Here is a 17,498-nt window from a genome sequence, read left to right on the forward strand (position 1 = left end):
GGATCAGGCCGCCTTGCGAAACAGCGTGCCCCAGCCGGTGACACGGGACGGATCGACGCCTGCAATGATCAGGCTTTTCCAGATCACGGTTGCGATGGTGTCGTAGATGGGAATGCCGACTTCTTGCTCCAGTTTATCAACCAGCGGCGCCGCATTCAGATTGGTGCAGATCACGGTGATGGCCTGCGGTGCTCCCCGTGCAACCATCCGCGTCATGTCGATGATCTGCTGCGCCGTGACCTCCGAGAACGAAAAATTGTCTTGAAGTCCGAGATGCCGCTCGCCCCGACAGGCGATGCCCAGTGCGCTATAGTTGGCCAGGATGCGCTCCTGCACATCGTCAAGATAGGGCGTCACGAAGCCGAGTTGCTTGACCTTCGTGGCGGCCAGCACCTCGTTCAACGCCAGCATCGATGTTGTCGCGGCAATTCCGGTCGCGGAGGTGATCCGCTCGCACAGCCTGACGTCGGCTTCGAAACCGAGCCACCCCGAAGACGTGCCGTTCCAGCCGATGACGTCGACCTTCGCGTGCGCCAACAGTTCGGCCGCGCGCAGGATCTCACTGTCGTCAAATTGCGCCAGCGCGCTCGCGGACAAGGCGATCTCGGTGACCTTGAAGCGGGAAAAATGCACACTGACTTCCGGGAGGCCCGCGACCATCGCCTGGGAGACCGGCTCAAGAATGGTGTTGGACGAAGGCGTCAACATGCCGAGGAGAATACGTTTGGTCATGATCATTCCATGGTGAGGTGGCCCGCCTCGGCCCGTTCGGGCCTCAGCAAGTTCAGGATGTGGCGCTTGATGTCGTTGAACCGCGGGCTGGTGATGTCGCGGGGACGAGGCAGATCGATCGGGATCAACTCGCGGATGCGCCCGGGTCGGGCCGTCATGACCGCGACATGCGTGCCAAGCGTGAGAGCTTCGTCGACGCTGTGGGTGACGAAGACGATGGTGCCGGCATGTTTTTGCCAGATGCCGACCAGTTCATTTTGCATGTCCATGCGGTTCTGCTCGTCGAGCGCGCCGAACGGCTCATCCATCAAGATGACCTGCGGGTTCATGAGCAACGCGCGGGCAATCCCGACGCGCTGGTTCATCCCGCCTGACAGCTCGGATGGATAATGGTTTTCGAAACCCGTCAGACCCACCATGTCGATATAACGCTGCGCCGCCTCACGACGCATCAGCTTCTGGCTGCCGCGCAGCAGCAGGTGGAAGGCAACGTTTTCCCACACCGGCAGCCATGGCATCAGATTGGCGTGCTGGAACACCATGCCACGATCGGCTCCGGGCGAAGTGATCGCCCTTCCATCGACTGTTACCTGACCTGAGCTGGGCTTCTCGAAGCCCGCGATCATATTCTGGAGCGTGGATTTTCCACAGCCGGAGGGGCCGAGCAGACAGAGAAATTCGTTCTTCTCAACCGACAGGGTGATGTCGTCGAGCGCAATGACATCGGTCTTGCGCTTCAGGTCACGAAAGGTCTTGCTGACGTTCGAGATCTGGATTGTCGCCATCCTACCCCTCCCCGCCCTGAATCGTTGTATTGCGCTGCCAGTGCAGGACGCGCGCCATCAGCGCACGAATTGTCAGGTCGCTGAGAAAGCCGAGCAGTCCGATGCTGGCCATGGCGGCCAGCACGAGGTCGTAGCGCAGGAAATAATAGGAATCCCAGAGCACATAGCCGAGGCCGCTCTTCACCGCGACCAGCTCGGCCGTCACGGTCAGCATCCACGCCGAGCCGATACCAATGCGCAGCCCTGCAAATATGCTGGGCAACGCCGCAGGCACGACGATGTACCGCAGCAATCGCCGTTGATCGCCCCCAACCATGGCGCCGGCCCGGATCAGGTTACGGTCGCAACTCTTCACGCCATGAATAGTGTTCACCAGGATCGGGAAAAACGAGCCGAGAAACACCAGGAAGATGGCCGGCTTGTTGGCAATGCCAAACCAGATAATGGCAAGGGGAATCCACGATACCGGTGGAATCGGACGCAAAACCTGTAACGTCGGCTCGATGATGGTCTCGATCCGCCTGGACCAGCCGATCGCCACGCCAAGCGACACTGCAAGCGCTGTTGCTATGCCGAAGCCAGCCATCACGCGGGTAATGCTGGCCGCGGTATCGAAAATCCAGCGACCGCTGTAAGTCTGCGTATTGCCGTCGATCGCGAACACCCAGTCGGCCCATGACCGCAACACGGTCGTCGGCGCGGGGAGCAGGGCTGCCGGCAGCGTGCCAGAGCGCGAAAAAATCTCCCAGCCCACCAGGATCAGCACCGGAACGATCCATCGTTCCAGCCCCTTCAGTCGCAGCGACTTCATGGTGCGGCTCAGTAGCCGAGATCAGACTTCGGCTTTCCGGTCGCAGCCTCAAGAAACCGGTAATCCAGATTCTTTTCCACCGCCGCCGAGACATCCGAGTTGATGTATTTCAGGTCGCGCATCATCACCGCGATCGCAAGCGCGGATGCGCGATACATCTTGGGGTCGGGATAAAGGTTGCCGATCGCGTCCGCAGCCACCGACTTGTCGAGGCCCGTCACCTTGTTGATCACGTCGATCCAGGCCGACTTGTCGCCCGCAATATAGTCGTCGATCTTGACGATCGCCCGCACGGTTTCTTCAAGCGCCTTCGGCTCGGCGGCAATCACGTCCGAGCGGGTCAGCATCAGATTCGTAAGCTTACCGGCCGCCTGGTCATAGGGATGGGTGAACAGCTTGGCAGCGTTCAGCTGCACGATCTGCGTCCCGAACGGCTCGACGGTGCAGATCAGCTCGATTTCTCCTCGCCGCAACGCCTGCAGATGATCGGATGGATTCGGAATATTGATAAACTGAACGTCCTTGTTGACGTCGATACCCTGCTTGGCGAACGCCCCGCGCATGTGGATATCTTGCGCATTGCCGCGCGAGGCGGCGACGCGGAACGGCTTGCCCTCCGCCTTGTACTCGGCAATCACCTTCTTCAGGGAACCCCAGTCTTCGGGAGTGACCGGCAGATCGTTGGTCACCAGCATGGTCGATCCGCCATTCACCTGGCCGGATATCGCAACCACATCGAAACCCTTATCCAGAGCGACCGCATAATGAAGATAAGTAACCTGCCCGACATCGATGCTCTTCGAGACCAACGCCGTGAGAACGTCGTTTCCGGTGTTAAAGCCGATTGCCTCGACTTTGACGCCCTTGGCATATTGCGGCAGCAGCGCGAGGGGCGTGCAGTGCGCGCATTTTGCGTAACCGAGCTTGATGGTCGGCTCCGCCTGAGCCGCCGCGGGCACGTCATTCATGGCCAGCACGGCGAGCGAGGCCATGCCCGCAACGAGGCAAATCAACTTTTTCATGAGAACACTCCGAATAGACGGCACCAAGTTGTCACCTTCACTGCAACTGCTGTGCCAAATTGAATGCGATATGCAAAGCATCTTTTCTATAATATAAGCAGGGAGATATCGAAAATCTGAAGGCTAATTCTGCCACTTTTATGGGCGGCGTGAGGGACAAACGGATGATTATGAGGCACACCGCTTCGAGCGCGAGATCGACATGACCGAAACAGCAGCGCGCAACCGCGCCCGTCCGCGCTTCAAGTCTGCTCGGCTGAAGCTGTCAGTAATTCCGCCAAAGCAAGCTCTGCAACGACACTCCCTGCACGACCAATTGGTCGCGAAGCTGCGTGAGATGATCTTGAACAGCGAACTGCGCCCGGGGTCGGCACTCCCCGAAAAGATGCTGTGCGAGCGCTTTGGGGTGTCCCGCACGCCGCTTCGCGAAGCTTTCAAGGTTCTGGCATCCGAAGGACTGATCGAGCTGCGACCGCACCGCACGCCTCAGATCACGTTGATTGAACCCGACGAAATCGCGGCGGTGTTCGAGGTCATGGTCGCACTAGAGCGATTGGTCGGACTTCGTGCCGCGAGCCTTGCGACACCAAAAGAGATCGCGGCAATCGACGCGATGCATGCACAACTTGTGGCGCTCCATCGCGACGGTGCGCGCGCCGCTTATTTTCGCATGAACCAGCAAATCCATGCGGAAATCGCGCGGCTGGCCGGCAATCCGGTGCTGCAAACGACATGGGCAGCTCTGACAACGAAAATCCTGCGGGCCAGGTCGCTCGCCAATTTCGACGCCAGGCGTTGGGACGCGTCGATCAACGAGCACGAACATTTCATGGCGCTGTTGCGCGCGGGCGAAGCTGAGGGCTTCGCGGACGCGCTCAGCGAGCACATGCGCCGGACCGGCTCCGCCGTCTGTACCATGCTGACGGCACCGCGCATGGCGCCGGAGGGTACGGATCAAGACGACCGTATTCGCCCTACCTAGCAACCGCGGCAAATGCCGCTGATCATGCGGTCGAGCGCCGCGTTCTCCCGGTTGACTGGATCGTTCGGATCCATCAGGTTTTTCTCCGAGGGCACTTGATCAGCACGCGGCTGGCGGTGCCCCACCGGTGCCTCCGGCAGCAATTGCTGGGCCGAGTTCATCGACGGGGGTGGGGCTGGATTTCGAGAACCAGCCGGCTGCGCAATCGCCACTGAACTCTCGACAAGGGCCAGTAGCGCTATCGTCGCGATCAACTTTCGCATCGTGGGTCTCCTAGCTGGGACCCCCCTTCCCACGATCATGGTGAGGGGAAGCTCGATCGCCAAGCTGCGGCAAGCCTCACGTTTTGTTTAGATGCTCGGGCGCAGGCCGCACCGGGTGCCTCGCGCGCGCCTGTCGCGCCAACGGGGAACGCCGCTGAACCGCCCGCCTCGACCGCGCATCGGTCGGCACGTTCGACGATAAACGCATTGCAGCAATGCTCTCGCCGAAGCCCTGGTGGATGTGTGGGCAAGGCCCGGCTTGTGCTGAAGCACTGGGCAGCAGCAGCTGAATAGCGCAAAACCGGTGCAATCGCAGCAATCGAACCAAAGTCATTGCAGTGCGAATGCATACATTTCCGCTCACTCCCGGCCTCTCGCAAACGCAATTCTGTCAACAGACGATGTTGCGAAAGCAAGAGCAACGCGACCGAAGAGCGGTCGCGCGGCCGGGATCTCAATGTCTCGTCATACAGGAGTAATCCGTGGCCAAACGCCCTACCCTCACCACCGACAGCGGCATGCCTGTCGCCGACAACCAGAACAGCATCACCGCGGGCCCGCGCGGCCCGGTGCTGATGCAGGACTTTCATCTGTTGGAGAAGCTTGCGCACCAGAATCGCGAGCGCATCCCGGAGCGCACCGTCCACGCGAAAGGCTCGGCAGCTTACGGCACACTGACCATAACCCACGACATCTCGAAGTACACGAAGGCCAAGGTGTTGCAGAAGGGCAAGAAGACCGAAGCTTTCCTGCGCTTCTCGACGGTTGCGGGCGAACGCGGCGCCGCCGACGCCGAGCGCGACGTGCGCGGCTTTGCGCTGCGCTTCTACACTGAGGAAGGCAACTGGGATCTCGTCGGCAACAACACGCCGGTGTTCTTCGTGCGCGATGCGCTGAAGTTTCCTGACTTCATCCATACCCAGAAACGGCACCCGAAGACCAACATGCGCTCCCCGACCGCGATGTGGGACTTCTGGTCATTGTCGCCGGAGAGCCTGCACCAGGTCACCATCCTGATGTCGGACCGCGGGCTTCCGCAAAGCTATCGCAATATCGACGGCTTCGGCTCGCACACCTACTCGTTCATCAACGCGAGGGGCGAACGCCACTGGGTGAAATTCCACTTCAAGACCCAGCAGGGCATCAAGAACTGGACCAACGCCGAGGCCGCTCAGAAGGTCGCCTACGACCGCGAGACCCATCAGCGCGATCTGTTCGAAGCGATCGAGAAGGGCAATTTCCCGAAGTGGAAATTTTCCGTGCAGATCATGCCGGAGAGCGACGTCGACAAGCACTGGTACAATCCCTTCGACTTGACCAAGGTGTGGCCGCACAAGGATTATCCGCTGATCGAAGTCGGCACGCTGGAGCTCAACCGCAATCCGAAGAACTATTTCGCCGAGGTCGAGCAGGCCGCGCTCGCGCCGTCGAACATCGTACCGGGCATCGGCCATTCGCCCGATAAGATGCTGCAGGCCCGCATCTTCTCCTACGCGGACGCGCATCGCTACCGGGTCGGCGTCAACGCGCACCAGCTCCCGGTCAACCGGCCGCGTGTCGAAGCGAACGATTATCACGCTGACGGGACGATGCGGCTGGAGGGCAAGCCTTACCCGGACGCCTTCTACGAGCCGAACTCGTTCAACGGTCCTCTCGAGGACCAAAGCTACCGCGACCCGCCGCTCAAGATCATGGGTGACGCGGCCCGCTACAATCATCGCGACGGCAACGACGACTATCGCCAGCCCGGAGAGCTGTTCCGGCTAATGAGGCCCGACCAGAAGGAGCAGCTGTTCAATAACTACAAGGCGGCGATGGAGGGCGTACCGGTCGAGATCGTCACGCGGCAGATCGTCCACTGCTACAGGGCCGATCCCGAATACGGCCTCGGCGTCGCGAAGGCGTTAGGCATCGATTTCAAACCGCAGACGATCGCCGCCGAGTAGCGATGCTCGCTTCGCCGGCCGACGGCGCTCCCCCGTGCCGTCGGCCATCCCCAAGACCAACGCATTTTTCCCCGGCGCAACCCGGATCGCGCCGGGCGGTCAATCTCACCTCAGGAGTCAACGATGTCTAACCGGATTGCACCAAAACTCCTTGCGGAGTTCATCGGCACCTTCGCCTTCGTGTTCATCGGCGCCGGAGCCGCGGCCGTGGTCGGCAGCGGTGTCGGCCTGCCGGGTATCGCTGCGATTGCCTTCGCCCATGGCCTTGCCATCATGGCCTTCGCCTTCGCCTACGGCTCCGTGTCAGGCGGGCACATGAACCCCGCTGTCACCATCGGCGTGCTCGCCGCCGGCGCGATGGGCGTTGGCGAGGCGATCGGCTATATCATCAGCCAGCTGATCGGCGGCATCGCCGGCGCGCTGTTGTTGCGGACTGTTCTGGGCGGAGCCGCCACGGGCCTCGGCATGCCTGCACTCGCGCACGGCCTTGCTCTGGGCGCCACGACGGTCACGATCACGCCGGAGGCCGGCTTCATGATCGAGGCCTTGCTCGCCTTTTTCCTGGTCACGGTCGTACTCAGCACGGCGGTTGCGGGCCGCGCCGGCAATCTTGCGCCGCTGGCGATCGGAATGACGCTAACCCTCAATATCATCATGGGTGGGGCCCTCACCGGGGCCCCCTTCAACCCGGCCCGTGCCCTTGGCCCGATGGTCGCGACCGGCAATTTCAGCGATGCCTGGCTCTACATGACGGCCCCGATCGTTGGCGCCATCGTCGCTGCCCTTCTGCACACGGGCCTCGCGCGGCTCGCTCATGAGCGAATGGCAGTCAAGCCGGACAGGGCTGCGCAGACGCCCGCCGAATGAGTCGCATCGAGACTTAAGGTCAGAAGGAAACGGCGCCGCTCCGGAGGGAAGTGGCGCCGTTTCCGATTCATCGGCAACGCGGCGGGCGCTCGACAGGTAGTCGCGGCGGACGCAGGTACCAGCAGCCGCCGCGACGTTGACCTCAGGCCGCCTTGGGGAGTTGCCCGTGCGGATCGATGACGAATTTATTTGCGACGCCGGCGTCGAAGGATTTATAGCCTTCCGGCGCCTGATCGAGACTGATCACCTTCACATTGACGATTTTGGCGATCGGCAGCCGGTCCCAGAGTATCGCCTGCATGAGCTGCCGGTTATACTTCAGCACTGGCGTCTGGCCGGTGTGGAAGGTGTGGGACTTTGCCCAGCCGAGACCGAGGCGCAGGCTGAGGTTGCCATGCTTAGCTGCTCGCTCCTTGGCGCCGGGATCGTCGGTCACATACAGGCCGGGAATGCCGATCGCGCCGGCGGCCCGCGTGATATCCATCAGGCTGTTCAGCACGACAGCAGGCGCTTCGACGACCTTGCCGTCTGTTCCCTGCGCCTTTGCTTCGAAGCCGACGCAGTCGATCGCGCAATCGACTTCGGGGACGCCGAGGACGTCGGCGACGAGTTCGCCCAGGCGATCGTGCTTGGTCAGGTCGACCGGCTCGAAGCCGACATTCCTGGCGTGCGCGAGGCGCTCCTGGTTCATGTCTCCGATCAGCACGGCTGCCGCGCCAAGGATGCGCGCCGACGCCGCGGCCGCAAGCCCGACCGGCCCCGCGCCTGCAACATAGACTGTCGATCCGACGCCGACCTTGGCGGTGACGGCCCCGTGGAATCCCGTCGGCAGAATATCTGAGAGGCAGGTCAGATCACGGATCTTTTCCATCGCCCGCGCCTTGTCCGGAAACTTCAGCAGGTTGAAATCAGCGTAGGGCACCATCACGTAGTCGGCCTGACCGCCGATCCATCCACCCATGTCGACATATCCATAGGCACCGCCGGCGCGGTCGGAGTTGACGTGAAGGCAGACGCCGGTGTCGCCTTCTCGGCAGGTCCGGCAGCGGCCGCACGCGACGTTGAACGGGACCGAAACGAGGTCGCCGATCTCGAGATACTCGACGTCACGGCCTTTCTCTATCACCTCGCCGGTGATCTCGTGCCCGAGCACCATGCCGGCCGGCGCCGTCGTGCGGCCCCGAACCATGTGCTGGTCGGAGCCGCAAATATTCGTCGTTACGACCTTGAGAATGACGCCGTGGTCGATCGTCTTTCCCGCTGGATTGCGGAAGGTCGGAAAGTCGATTTTCTGAACTTCGACGCTGCCTGGCTTGAGGTAAACAACGCCGCGGTTGGAGTTGGAAGCCATCTTCAATCTCCTTTAGGTCTCACCTGTGCTTCATTTTCAACGTGCTGAGCTTTTGTGGACGGTCAGGAGCAGTTGCGCGATGGACGCTCTCAGATAGTCCGACTAATTCGGAAATACGGACGGACCTTGAAAATGACTATGGCCGTCTTGCTGCCGTTGGGCCGGCCTTGCGCAAATTCTCAGCGGGTCCATGCCTTGGGTCCATGGCGATGGCGCTGTTAGCGCTTACGCCCTGCCAATAAAGATCGACCACGCGAGGCTCAAATCATCGTGACGCTCGAGCGTCAACTCGTCGTGAGAGCGGCAGGCTCGGTGTCTTGATCGGTTACGCGATCGCCATATGTCGCATGTGGAAGCCACAAGGCGGGCAGCAAGTGAGATCGAACAATGGCCAGTTCCGCCCAAGCGACGTTGAATCAAGCAACATTGAATCAATCCGCTTCCCTGTCGCCCCCCGCACCTGCGATCCCCCAATATCACCCGCCGGCGCGGCTGCATCCAGGTGTCGGAGTTCGCTCGACCGTCGACTTCTCGCCGTCCGAGATCGTCGGGCGCCATTCCGCGGCTTGGTTGGGTCTGCACGTGGAAACGGTGCAGGTCATGCGGCACACGCCGTTCGAATATGGATTCCGGGCGCCCAGCCATCTGCTCATTGCGGCCGAGCTGGCGGAGCGCTACGACGGTGAAACCTTCGTCGAAGGACTGCCCCGATCGACCTTGCGCGATTTCACGCACAAGCTGACCTTCGTTCCCGCCGGGCATGACTTCCGCGGATGGCAGAGACCGCGTGCGCTGACGCGTACAACCTATTTCTACATCGATCCGCACGGACCTCTCGCCGATCCCGAATTGCGGTTCGGCGAGATCGAGTTCAAGCCGCGCCTGTTCTTTTACGATCGCGATCTCTGGGAGACCGCGCTCAAGCTAAAATCGCTGGTCGAGAACCCGGGCTCGATGCAACGGCAATATGCCGAAGCGCTCGGCATCGTGCTGATGCACGAGCTCGTTCGCATCAACGGTGAGGTTGCACTGCCCGGGCCGGTCAATCGTGGCGGCCTTGCGCCCTGGCAGCAGAAGCGGGTGGCCGCGTATATCGAGGAGCGCATTACCGACGAGGTTTCGCTCGCGGCCCTCGCCGAGCTCGTGCGGCTGAGCCCGTACCATTTCTCCCGGTCGTTCAAGCGTTCATTCGGCACACCGCCGCACAGATATCACGCCATTCGCCGAATCGAACGGGCCAAGCAGCTATTGGCGAATCGTGAACTATCCGTCACCGCGATTGCGCTCGAAATTGGCTTCGGCGGGACGAGCACGTTCACGGCCGCTTTTCATAGACTGACCGGCCAGACCCCGAGCCGTTATCGTCGCAGTCTCGACTGAAGGAGTCGACGACGGGACTGCCGCTTCGCTCGCCGCTTCCGTTCTGAACCAATCTTGAGCCGGTTCACAACGGAAATCACTCATCGTTGATTGGGTGAGGCGTTTTGTTGAACTCAATGTTTGAGCAACGCCGCTTTAAATCCGATTTCAGAAGTCTAAATCGGTTTTTAATTGAGAAAGATTGCAGTGCGTCATCATGTTGGAGCGGCTCCTGGCCCGGCACGCGGTCTGCATCGTCGGGAATTTCCTTGAGCGAGCTTCCAAGAAGAACATAGGGAACGCGAAAGGCCGGGCGGTGATAAATCCACGCGCAACGATCGACTGTGTCCGGAGGTTAAGATGGTCTTGTTCTCGCGCCGCTTTATCCGCAAACGGGTGATCTCACTTGCGACCACGGCTTCGGTGGCAGCGACCTCGTTCGCCTTGGCGCAGGATCCAATGGCGGCGTATCACGTCCGCGGAGCGATGCCGATCCAGTATGTTGCGGATCGGCCGGACTATACTCAGGAGCAGCCGTTTCTGTCGGAGAACGACGCCGCCATGAACAGGATGATGGCGGATATGACGATCAAGCTGACCGGCGATGTCGACCGCGATTTTGTGGCGATGATGGTGCCGCATTATCAAGGCGCGATCGACATGGCGAAGGCTGAACTCAAATACGGCCATAATAAGCAGCTCCGCCGTATGGCCCGCGAAATCATTGTGTCCCAGCAGCAAAAGATTTCCGAGATGCGGCTTGCCGTCGGCGCGGAATTAGCGCCCTCGGCGCCTTCAGCGATGCAGCCCGGCGCGACGGCTTCCTCGACGGCTTCTCACGATGCGACGTCACATGATTCAATGAATATGACGATGGACGTGAAATAGCGGTGAAACCTGCGGCGCAGTCTTTTGACGGCGGGTTTTCTCGCGGGTGTCGGCTTCGCGCAGCAAGGATAGATTATGGGCATTGTTCGATTTGCGCTGCGGTTTCCGCACACCTTCTACGTGGTGGCGGCGCTGATCCTGTTTCTCGGTTTCGCCGCGATCCGCTCGATGCCGACGGATATTTTTCCGGAAATCAATATCCCGGTGGTGACTGTCATATGGCAATACACCGGTCTCACCACGCCGGAAATGGAACAGCGCGTCAGCACCTACAGCCAATATTCCATCAGCGCTAACGTCAACGGCATCAAGAATATGGAAGCGCAGACCCTCAACGGTCTGTCGATCCAGAAGATCTTCTTCCAGCCGGACGTCAATCTCGACCTCGCTATCGCGCAAATCGTGTCGGCGACCAACGCCATCCGCGCGCTGATGCCACCCGGCATCCAGCCGCCAATCGTCGTGCAGTTCAACGCGTCGAGCGTTCCGGTCCTGCAACTCAGTCTGAATTCGGATAGCTTGAACGAGCAGCAACTCTACGATTTCGGCATCTATCGCGTTCGGCAGCAACTGGCGCCGGTTCACGGCGTCACCCTGCCGACGCCGGCAGGCGGCAAATATCGTCAGATCATGGTGGATATCGACCCGGACAAGCTGCTGTCCCGGGGACTGACGCCGCTCGACATCGTCAACGCGGTCAATACGCAGAACCTGACACTGCCGTCGGGGACCGCGAAGATCGGCGACACCCAATACACCGTGCGAACCAACGCGACCCCGGCATCGATCAACGACCTCAACATGATCCCGGTCAAGTTTGCCAACGGCGCCACGATCTTGTTGAAGGACGTGGCGCAGGTCCGCGACGGATCGCTGGTGCAGCAGAACGTGGTGCGCACGGATGGCCACCGCTCGGTTCTGCTTAGCGTGATCAAGAACGGCAACGCCTCGACGCTGGCGGTCGTCAACGGCGTGAAGAAAGCCCTGGAAGCGACCCGCGCCGCCGCGCCGGCCGGACTCAAGATCACCGAGCTGTTCGACCAGTCGATATTCGTCACGAACTCGGTCACCGGTGTGCTGCGCGAAGGTGCCATCGCGGCTGGCCTCACCGCGCTGATGATCCTGATCTTTCTAGGCTCCTGGCGCTCGACGCTGGTGGTCATGATTTCGATCCCGCTGGCGGTCCTGTCGTCGCTCGTGGTGCTGTATTTTCTCGGCGAAACCCTGAACACCATGACGCTCGGCGGCCTCGCGCTGGCGGTCGGCATATTGGTCGACGATTCGACGGTCACCATCGAGAACACGCACCGTCTGTGGACCGAAGAAGGCATGCCGCTTTCGGAGGCGACCCTGCACGGCGCCGCTGAAATCGCGGTGCCGACGCTGGTTTCGACGCTTGCCATCAGCTGCGTGTTCACCTCGGTGGTGTTCCTCGACGGTCCAGCCAGGTATCTCTTCACACCGCTTGGGCTGGCCGTGGTATTCGCGATGCTGGCCTCCTACGGATTGTCGCGTACCCTGACGCCGATCACGATCGGCCTGCTGCTGAAGGGTGAACGTCATCACACGGAGGACGGAGCGCCGAGGGGCTTCTTCTCGCGGATGACTGCCGCATTCGACCGCGGTTTCGATCGACTGCGCGACGGATATGCGAAGCTTCTGGCAATGTTGCTTCGCCGGCGATTGATCGTTCCGATCGTCGCAATGTTGATGCTTGGTCTCGGCGCGGTGATGTTCTTGCTCGTTGGCCGGGACTTTTTCCCGCTGATCGACGGCGGCCAGATCCAGCTTCACGTTCGCGCTCCCGCCGGCACCCGCATCGAAAGCACCGAGGCGGTTTTTCAGGCGGTCGAGGACAAGATTCGCGAGATCATCCCGGAGAAGGACCGCACCTTGATCGTCGACAATATCGGACTACCGGCGCGATCCTACAATCTGGCATTCGCCGACGGCTCGACCATCGGCGTCAATGATGGCGTCATCCAGGTGGCACTCAAAGAGGGCCACAAGCCGACCGCCGATTACGTCAAGAAATTGCGCGAGGTACTGCCGGCCGCATTCCCGGAGGACGTGTTTTACTTCCAGGCGGCCGATATCGTGACGCAGATACTGAACTTCGGACTGCCGGCGCAGATCGACGTCCGGACGGTGGGCTATGATAAGAACAATCTCTCGGTGGCGAGGGAACTCCGTCGACGCCTTGCCGCGATTGCGGGCATCGTCGACGCGCATCTGCAGCAGGAAGTCGACGCTCCGGCGTTCTACGCCCAGATCGATCGAACCCGGGCCGCGCAGCTCGGCCTCAATGCCAGCACGGTGGCCACCAACATCAATGTCAGCCTGAGTTCGTCGGAGCAGGTGTCGCCCAACTTCTGGACCGACCCGAGCACTGGGATTCCGTATTATCTGGCCGTGCAGACGCCCGAATACAAAGTCAATTCGCTAAATGCGCTCGGAAACACCCCGGTTTCCACCTCGCTGGCGGTCAGCGGTCAAACCGTCCCGGGCATGCTCAGCAATGTCGCGACGTTCAAGCGGGACAAGGTCGCGACCAATTCCAACCAGACCAACATCCAGCCGGTCTTTGACATCTATGCCAGCGTGCAGGGCCGCGATCTCGGCAGTGTGGCAGCCGACATCAACAAGGTCACGACCGAGCTGCAGAAGGAGCTGAAGCCTGGCAATTCAATTCAGGTGATAGGCCAGATCCAGAGCATGAACGACTCGTTCCGGAATCTGGGCATTGGGCTCGTGTTCGCCGCGGTCTTCGTCTATCTGCTGATGGTTGTGAACTACCAGACCTTTGGCGATCCGTTCGTCGTGATTCTGGCTCTGCCGGCGACACTCTGCGGCATCGTGACGATGCTGTTCATCACCGGCACCACGCTGAACGTGCCGTCGCTGATGGGGGCGATCATGGCGGTCGGCGTCGCTTCCGCGAACTCGATTTTGCTCGTGACCTTCGCGCGCGAACAGCAGCTGAAAGGGCACACCGCCTTTGAGGCGGCGCTGAGTGCCGGCCACACCCGAATCCGTCCCGTGCTGATGACGGCCGCCGCCATGATCGTCGGCATGATCCCGATGGCGATCGGCGGCGCCGGCGAGGAACAGAATGCGGCGCTTGCGCGCGCCGTCATCGGCGGCCTCTTGTTCGCGACACCGACAACGTTGCTGATCGTGCCTTACCTGTTCGCCATGCTGCGCAAGGGCAACGATGGAAAGCCTCACCATGGCGTGTTCGAGGATGTTTAGGAATGAGCGAGATTCGTGTGCGGCTAAAAAATGAAGTTGTTGAGGACCGGCCTGATCCTGAAATCGATCGCGTTGTTACGCTACCGAACGTTGCGCCCAGGCGGCGACGTTACGGAGGCGCGCTGTTCGGCGGAAGCGCGCTGCTGTTGCTCGTGGGTGGCCTTGCAATAGGAGGTTGGCGCCACTACCAGGCCCAACTCGAGGTCGCGGCCACCGCGCAACAAAGCCGGACTCTTGTTCCCGACGTTCGCGTAGCCGCGGTCCGCGCCAGCGACAGTAAAATTACCGCCACCTTGCCGGCGACGACGACAGCATTCGAGGCGGCGAATATTTTCGCTCGCACCAGTGGCTACGTCGAAAAGCGCTACGTCGACATCGGCGATCGGGTCAAGGCCGGAGCGTTGTTGGCGGACATTACCGCCCCGGAGCTAGACCACCAGATTACGCAGGCCAAGGCGACGCTGACCCAGGACCAGGCGACATTGCAGCAGACGCAGGCAAGCCGGGACCTAGCCCAGGTTACCAATGCGCGCGACAGCAATCTGGTCAAGCAGGGATGGCTCACGCTTCAGCAGGGCGACAATGATCGCCTGACCCTGCAGGCGCAACAAGCAGCGGTGGGAGTGGCTCAGTCCAATATTGCCGCCCAGGAAGCCCAGATTCGTATCCTGGAGCAGGCGAAGGCCTACCAGCGCGTGGTAGCGCCGTTCGACGGTGTGATCACCCAGCGCAACATCGATAACGGCAGTCTGGTGACGTCGGGATCGACCTTCATGTTCACGCTGATGCACCCCGATGTGATCCGCACCCAGGTGTTCGTCCCCCAGGACGAGGCGTTCGGGCTTGGGCCCGGCGTCGATGCGGTGGTTCGTGTCCCCGAGATTCCGGATCGGAGCTTTCCGGGCAAGGTCACGCGGATCGCCTCCGCGTTGCAGCCCGGCAGCCGAACGCTGCTGACCGAGATCGACGTGCCCAATCCGGACGGCGCGCTCAGTCCCGGGATTTATTGTACCGTCGAGCTATTCATCCCCCGCAAGACTCCATCGATGATCATACCGGCCGACGCCGTTGTCTTCGATCAGAACGGCCAGCATGTCGCGGTCGTCGAGAACGGCACCGCCCATCTGCAGAAGATCACGGTCGCGCGCGACTTCGGCACGGAAGTCGAGGTGCACGACGGCGTCAAGCCCGGCGATCAGGTCATCCTCAATCCGATGGTGAACCTCGTGGAAGGCAGCAAGGTCGCGGTGCGTAAGACGCAGACAAGCTAGATCGGCCCGGAAGAGGTAATCGCAATGCGACGCTTGTTATTCACGGCAGCCGCCCTGCTGTTAGGCTGCGACGCCAGCCTGGCGCAGGTCTCCACCATGGGCACCACCGCCATGGGCCTTCCATCGACGCCGGGGACGATGCTGTCCTCGCCGCTGAGCGGCCCGGGCCCGTTCTCGGCGGCGACCCAGCCGGGTGCTCCCGCCACGACGCTGGCGCCGCTGCCGCTGGCTTCGGACCCCACGACTCCAGGAACTGTCGTGATCTGTTCCACACCATCGGGGCAAATTGCGCCTGCAACTCCGACCGTGACTGTAACTGCGATGTCCGCAACCGGCGGCACAACCGGAACGACGCCATCGACGTCCGCGGGCAGCACAGCCACGACGATGTCATCGACCGCGACGACGTCAACGGCCCCGTTGGGGACCATTGCCACCCCGCGCGTCGGCAGCACGACAGGGACCATATCGCCACCATCCCTGCTCGGCAGTCCCTCGACCACCGTATGCAGCTCTACCCCGGGAGGCCCGCCGACAAATGGCGCGGCTTTGCCGCTCTCGACGTCGCAAATTCCGGCGAACCTGCCATTCGGCACCATTCAGCCTGCTATCACCGAGCTTGGCGGCACCAGCATCGATCCCACAATGACCGTGGTGCCGACGCCGAACACATCGGCATGTGCCGAGGGCATGACGATGAATGTGGCGACGCCCGGCATGATGACGCCGGCCAATGCGACGGGCGCCCCTGCGACACCCGGCGTATCGCCTCCATCGCCATCGGGCTGCTGACGGGAAAACTCCCGCGGCTGGTGAACTCGTCGAGATCAATGGCGCGGACCATTTCACCATTCTGGATGAACTGCGGCGGCCAGATGGAACGCCGGTCAAGCTGACTCGGACGCTGGAGGAAGGATCATCCTGAACGAACGATCGCGCGAACAGCGACGTTGGGCCCGAGCTACGCCGCAGCGGATTTGACTGCCGCGGCATCGACCCAGATTTGCCCGTCCTTGGTCCTTACCGGATAGCGCCGCAACGACCGGCTCGGCCATCCCACGGAAACATCACCGTTTTGAAGATCGAACGAGGCAAGATGACGCGGACAAAACAAGCGGCCGTCGGCGACACGGCCCCAGCTCAGATCGGCCTGTTCATGCGGACATGCGCGTTCGCAAGCAAAGATCCGATCGCCATGGCGAACCAGCAACAGATCAATGGCCTCAAACCGCACACAGACGATCGTTTGATCCGCGAGACGTTGCAACGGACAGATCGCAACCCACTCCCCGCCTTCCGGCGTCGTGGTCATAGCGAAGGCGGGTCAGTGATCATGACGCGGATCGGCGTTGGATTGAACCCGTTGCAGGGATTGTTGATCTGGGGACAATTGGAAATGACGAAAATCACATCCATCTCCGCGGTGATGTCGACATAATTGCCCGGCGCGGAGATGCCATCGACCACCGTGAAATTTCCGGAGGGGTCGATCGGTACGTTCATGAAGAAGTTCAGGTTGGCGACGATATCGCGCTTGCTCAAGCCGTACTTCGATAGCTCAAGGATAAAGTTTTCGCGGCAGGCATGCTGGTATTTGGTCGGCTCGCCAAAGCGCACCGCGTTGCTTTCGCAAGAGCAGCAGCCGGCCGAGGTATCGTGCCGGCCGCAGGAATCAGCCGTAATCCTCGCCATCACGCGGCCCCTGTTCGAGACCAACTGCGTCCCGAGATCGACATAGGCCGACCCCTGAACGCGCAGCGTATCCTGTGCGCTGTAACGCTCGGCCGGATCGCCGACGCAATAAAGCAGCGCATCGACCGCCTGCTGACCTTCGCTGTCGATGATCCGCAGCGTCTGTCCGCGCTTGAGCACACGCGACCAGGGCCGCTCCGCCGGTATGTCATGGGTGTAGGCGGCGACGGAGTCATTTTCCGCAGATGTGGTTGCAAGACTGGTCATCCTGGCCTCT

16 protein-coding genes are annotated in these 17,498 nt (G+C 61.2%); 8 read left to right on the top strand and 8 right to left on the bottom strand.

All coding sequences use genetic code 11. The features are described from left to right. Positions 1-3 precede the first annotated feature (3 nt). Genes B5526_RS03890 through B5526_RS03905 form a run of 4 tightly spaced genes read right to left on the bottom strand, consistent with a single transcriptional unit; the run spans position 4 to position 3,320 of the window. Positions 4-732, bottom strand: coding sequence for a maleate cis-trans isomerase family protein (locus B5526_RS03890; protein WP_079537011.1), 729 nt, complete (start codon positions 730-732; stop codon positions 4-6). A 2-nt stretch (positions 733-734) separates the two neighbouring features. Next, positions 735-1,517 (bottom strand): ABC transporter ATP-binding protein, encoded by a 783-nt coding sequence (locus B5526_RS03895; protein WP_079537012.1) that lies wholly within the window; start codon positions 1,515-1,517, stop codon positions 735-737. Between the two features lies 1 nt (position 1,518). Further along, positions 1,519-2,328 (bottom strand): ABC transporter permease, encoded by an 810-nt coding sequence (locus tag B5526_RS03900; protein ID WP_079537013.1) that lies wholly within the window; start codon positions 2,326-2,328, stop codon positions 1,519-1,521. A gap of 8 nt (positions 2,329-2,336) precedes the next feature. Then, the gene (locus B5526_RS03905) at positions 2,337-3,320 is read right to left on the bottom strand and encodes an ABC transporter substrate-binding protein (RefSeq protein ID WP_433994637.1); all 984 of its coding nucleotides are present in this window, start codon (positions 3,318-3,320) and stop codon (positions 2,337-2,339) included. A gap of 232 nt (positions 3,321-3,552) precedes the next feature. On the opposite strand from B5526_RS03905, the gene B5526_RS03910 reads away from it, so the two are divergent. Continuing rightward, entirely contained in the window at positions 3,553-4,332 is a 780-nt protein-coding gene (locus tag B5526_RS03910; protein ID WP_079537015.1) for a GntR family transcriptional regulator, read from the top strand. Here the strand turns inward: B5526_RS03910 and B5526_RS03915 are convergent. Continuing rightward, positions 4,329-4,595 (bottom strand): hypothetical protein, encoded by a 267-nt coding sequence (locus B5526_RS03915; protein ID WP_079544676.1) that lies wholly within the window; start codon positions 4,593-4,595, stop codon positions 4,329-4,331. The genes B5526_RS03910 and B5526_RS03915 overlap by 4 nt on opposite strands. 482 nt (positions 4,596-5,077) lie before the next feature. Between B5526_RS03915 and B5526_RS03920 the strand changes: the two genes are divergently transcribed. Both B5526_RS03920 and B5526_RS03925 read left to right on the top strand, forming a co-directional pair. Further along, positions 5,078-6,541: a catalase gene (locus tag B5526_RS03920; protein WP_197688410.1), complete on the top strand. Its 1,464-nt coding sequence runs from the start codon at positions 5,078-5,080 to the stop codon at positions 6,539-6,541. Between the two features lie 123 nt (positions 6,542-6,664). Next, on the top strand, positions 6,665-7,408 hold the full coding sequence (locus B5526_RS03925; protein WP_079537016.1) for an MIP/aquaporin family protein: 744 nt from the start codon (positions 6,665-6,667) through the stop codon (positions 7,406-7,408). A gap of 142 nt (positions 7,409-7,550) precedes the next feature. On the opposite strand, the gene fdhA is transcribed toward B5526_RS03925, so the two are convergent. After that, the gene (gene fdhA / locus B5526_RS03930) at positions 7,551-8,759 is read right to left on the bottom strand and encodes a formaldehyde dehydrogenase, glutathione-independent (protein ID WP_079537017.1); all 1,209 of its coding nucleotides are present in this window, start codon (positions 8,757-8,759) and stop codon (positions 7,551-7,553) included. Between the two features lie 600 nt (positions 8,760-9,359). Here fdhA and B5526_RS03935 point away from each other — a divergent pair. From B5526_RS03935 to B5526_RS38355, 5 genes are all read left to right on the top strand, one after another. Further along, complete coding sequence (locus B5526_RS03935; protein WP_172841963.1) at positions 9,360-10,139, top strand: helix-turn-helix domain-containing protein; 780 nt, start codon at positions 9,360-9,362, stop codon at positions 10,137-10,139. Between the two features lie 339 nt (positions 10,140-10,478). Then, on the top strand, positions 10,479-11,006 hold the full coding sequence (locus B5526_RS03940) for a DUF305 domain-containing protein (RefSeq protein ID WP_079537019.1): 528 nt from the start codon (positions 10,479-10,481) through the stop codon (positions 11,004-11,006). A gap of 75 nt (positions 11,007-11,081) precedes the next feature. Further along, on the top strand, positions 11,082-14,258 hold the full coding sequence (locus B5526_RS03945) for an efflux RND transporter permease subunit (protein WP_079537020.1): 3,177 nt from the start codon (positions 11,082-11,084) through the stop codon (positions 14,256-14,258). A 2-nt stretch (positions 14,259-14,260) separates the two neighbouring features. Continuing rightward, positions 14,261-15,529 (top strand): efflux RND transporter periplasmic adaptor subunit, encoded by a 1,269-nt coding sequence (locus B5526_RS03950; protein ID WP_079537021.1) that lies wholly within the window; start codon positions 14,261-14,263, stop codon positions 15,527-15,529. A 24-nt stretch (positions 15,530-15,553) separates the two neighbouring features. Next, entirely contained in the window at positions 15,554-16,321 is a 768-nt protein-coding gene (locus B5526_RS38355) for a hypothetical protein (RefSeq protein WP_172841964.1), read from the top strand. A 169-nt stretch (positions 16,322-16,490) separates the two neighbouring features. Here B5526_RS38355 and B5526_RS03960 read toward each other — a convergent pair whose 3' ends face one another. Together B5526_RS03960 and B5526_RS03965 are read right to left on the bottom strand one after the other, a co-directional pair. Beyond that, positions 16,491-16,841 (bottom strand): Rieske (2Fe-2S) protein, encoded by a 351-nt coding sequence (locus B5526_RS03960; RefSeq protein ID WP_079537022.1) that lies wholly within the window; start codon positions 16,839-16,841, stop codon positions 16,491-16,493. Then, on the bottom strand, positions 16,838-17,488 hold the full coding sequence (locus tag B5526_RS03965; RefSeq protein ID WP_079537023.1) for an urea amidolyase associated protein UAAP2: 651 nt from the start codon (positions 17,486-17,488) through the stop codon (positions 16,838-16,840). The genes B5526_RS03960 and B5526_RS03965 overlap by 4 nt, the downstream gene beginning before the upstream one ends. Positions 17,489-17,498 lie beyond the last annotated feature (10 nt).

It is taken from the genome of Bradyrhizobium lablabi (assembly GCF_900141755.1).
Taxonomy (GTDB): Bacteria; Pseudomonadota; Alphaproteobacteria; order Rhizobiales; family Xanthobacteraceae; genus Bradyrhizobium; species Bradyrhizobium lablabi_A.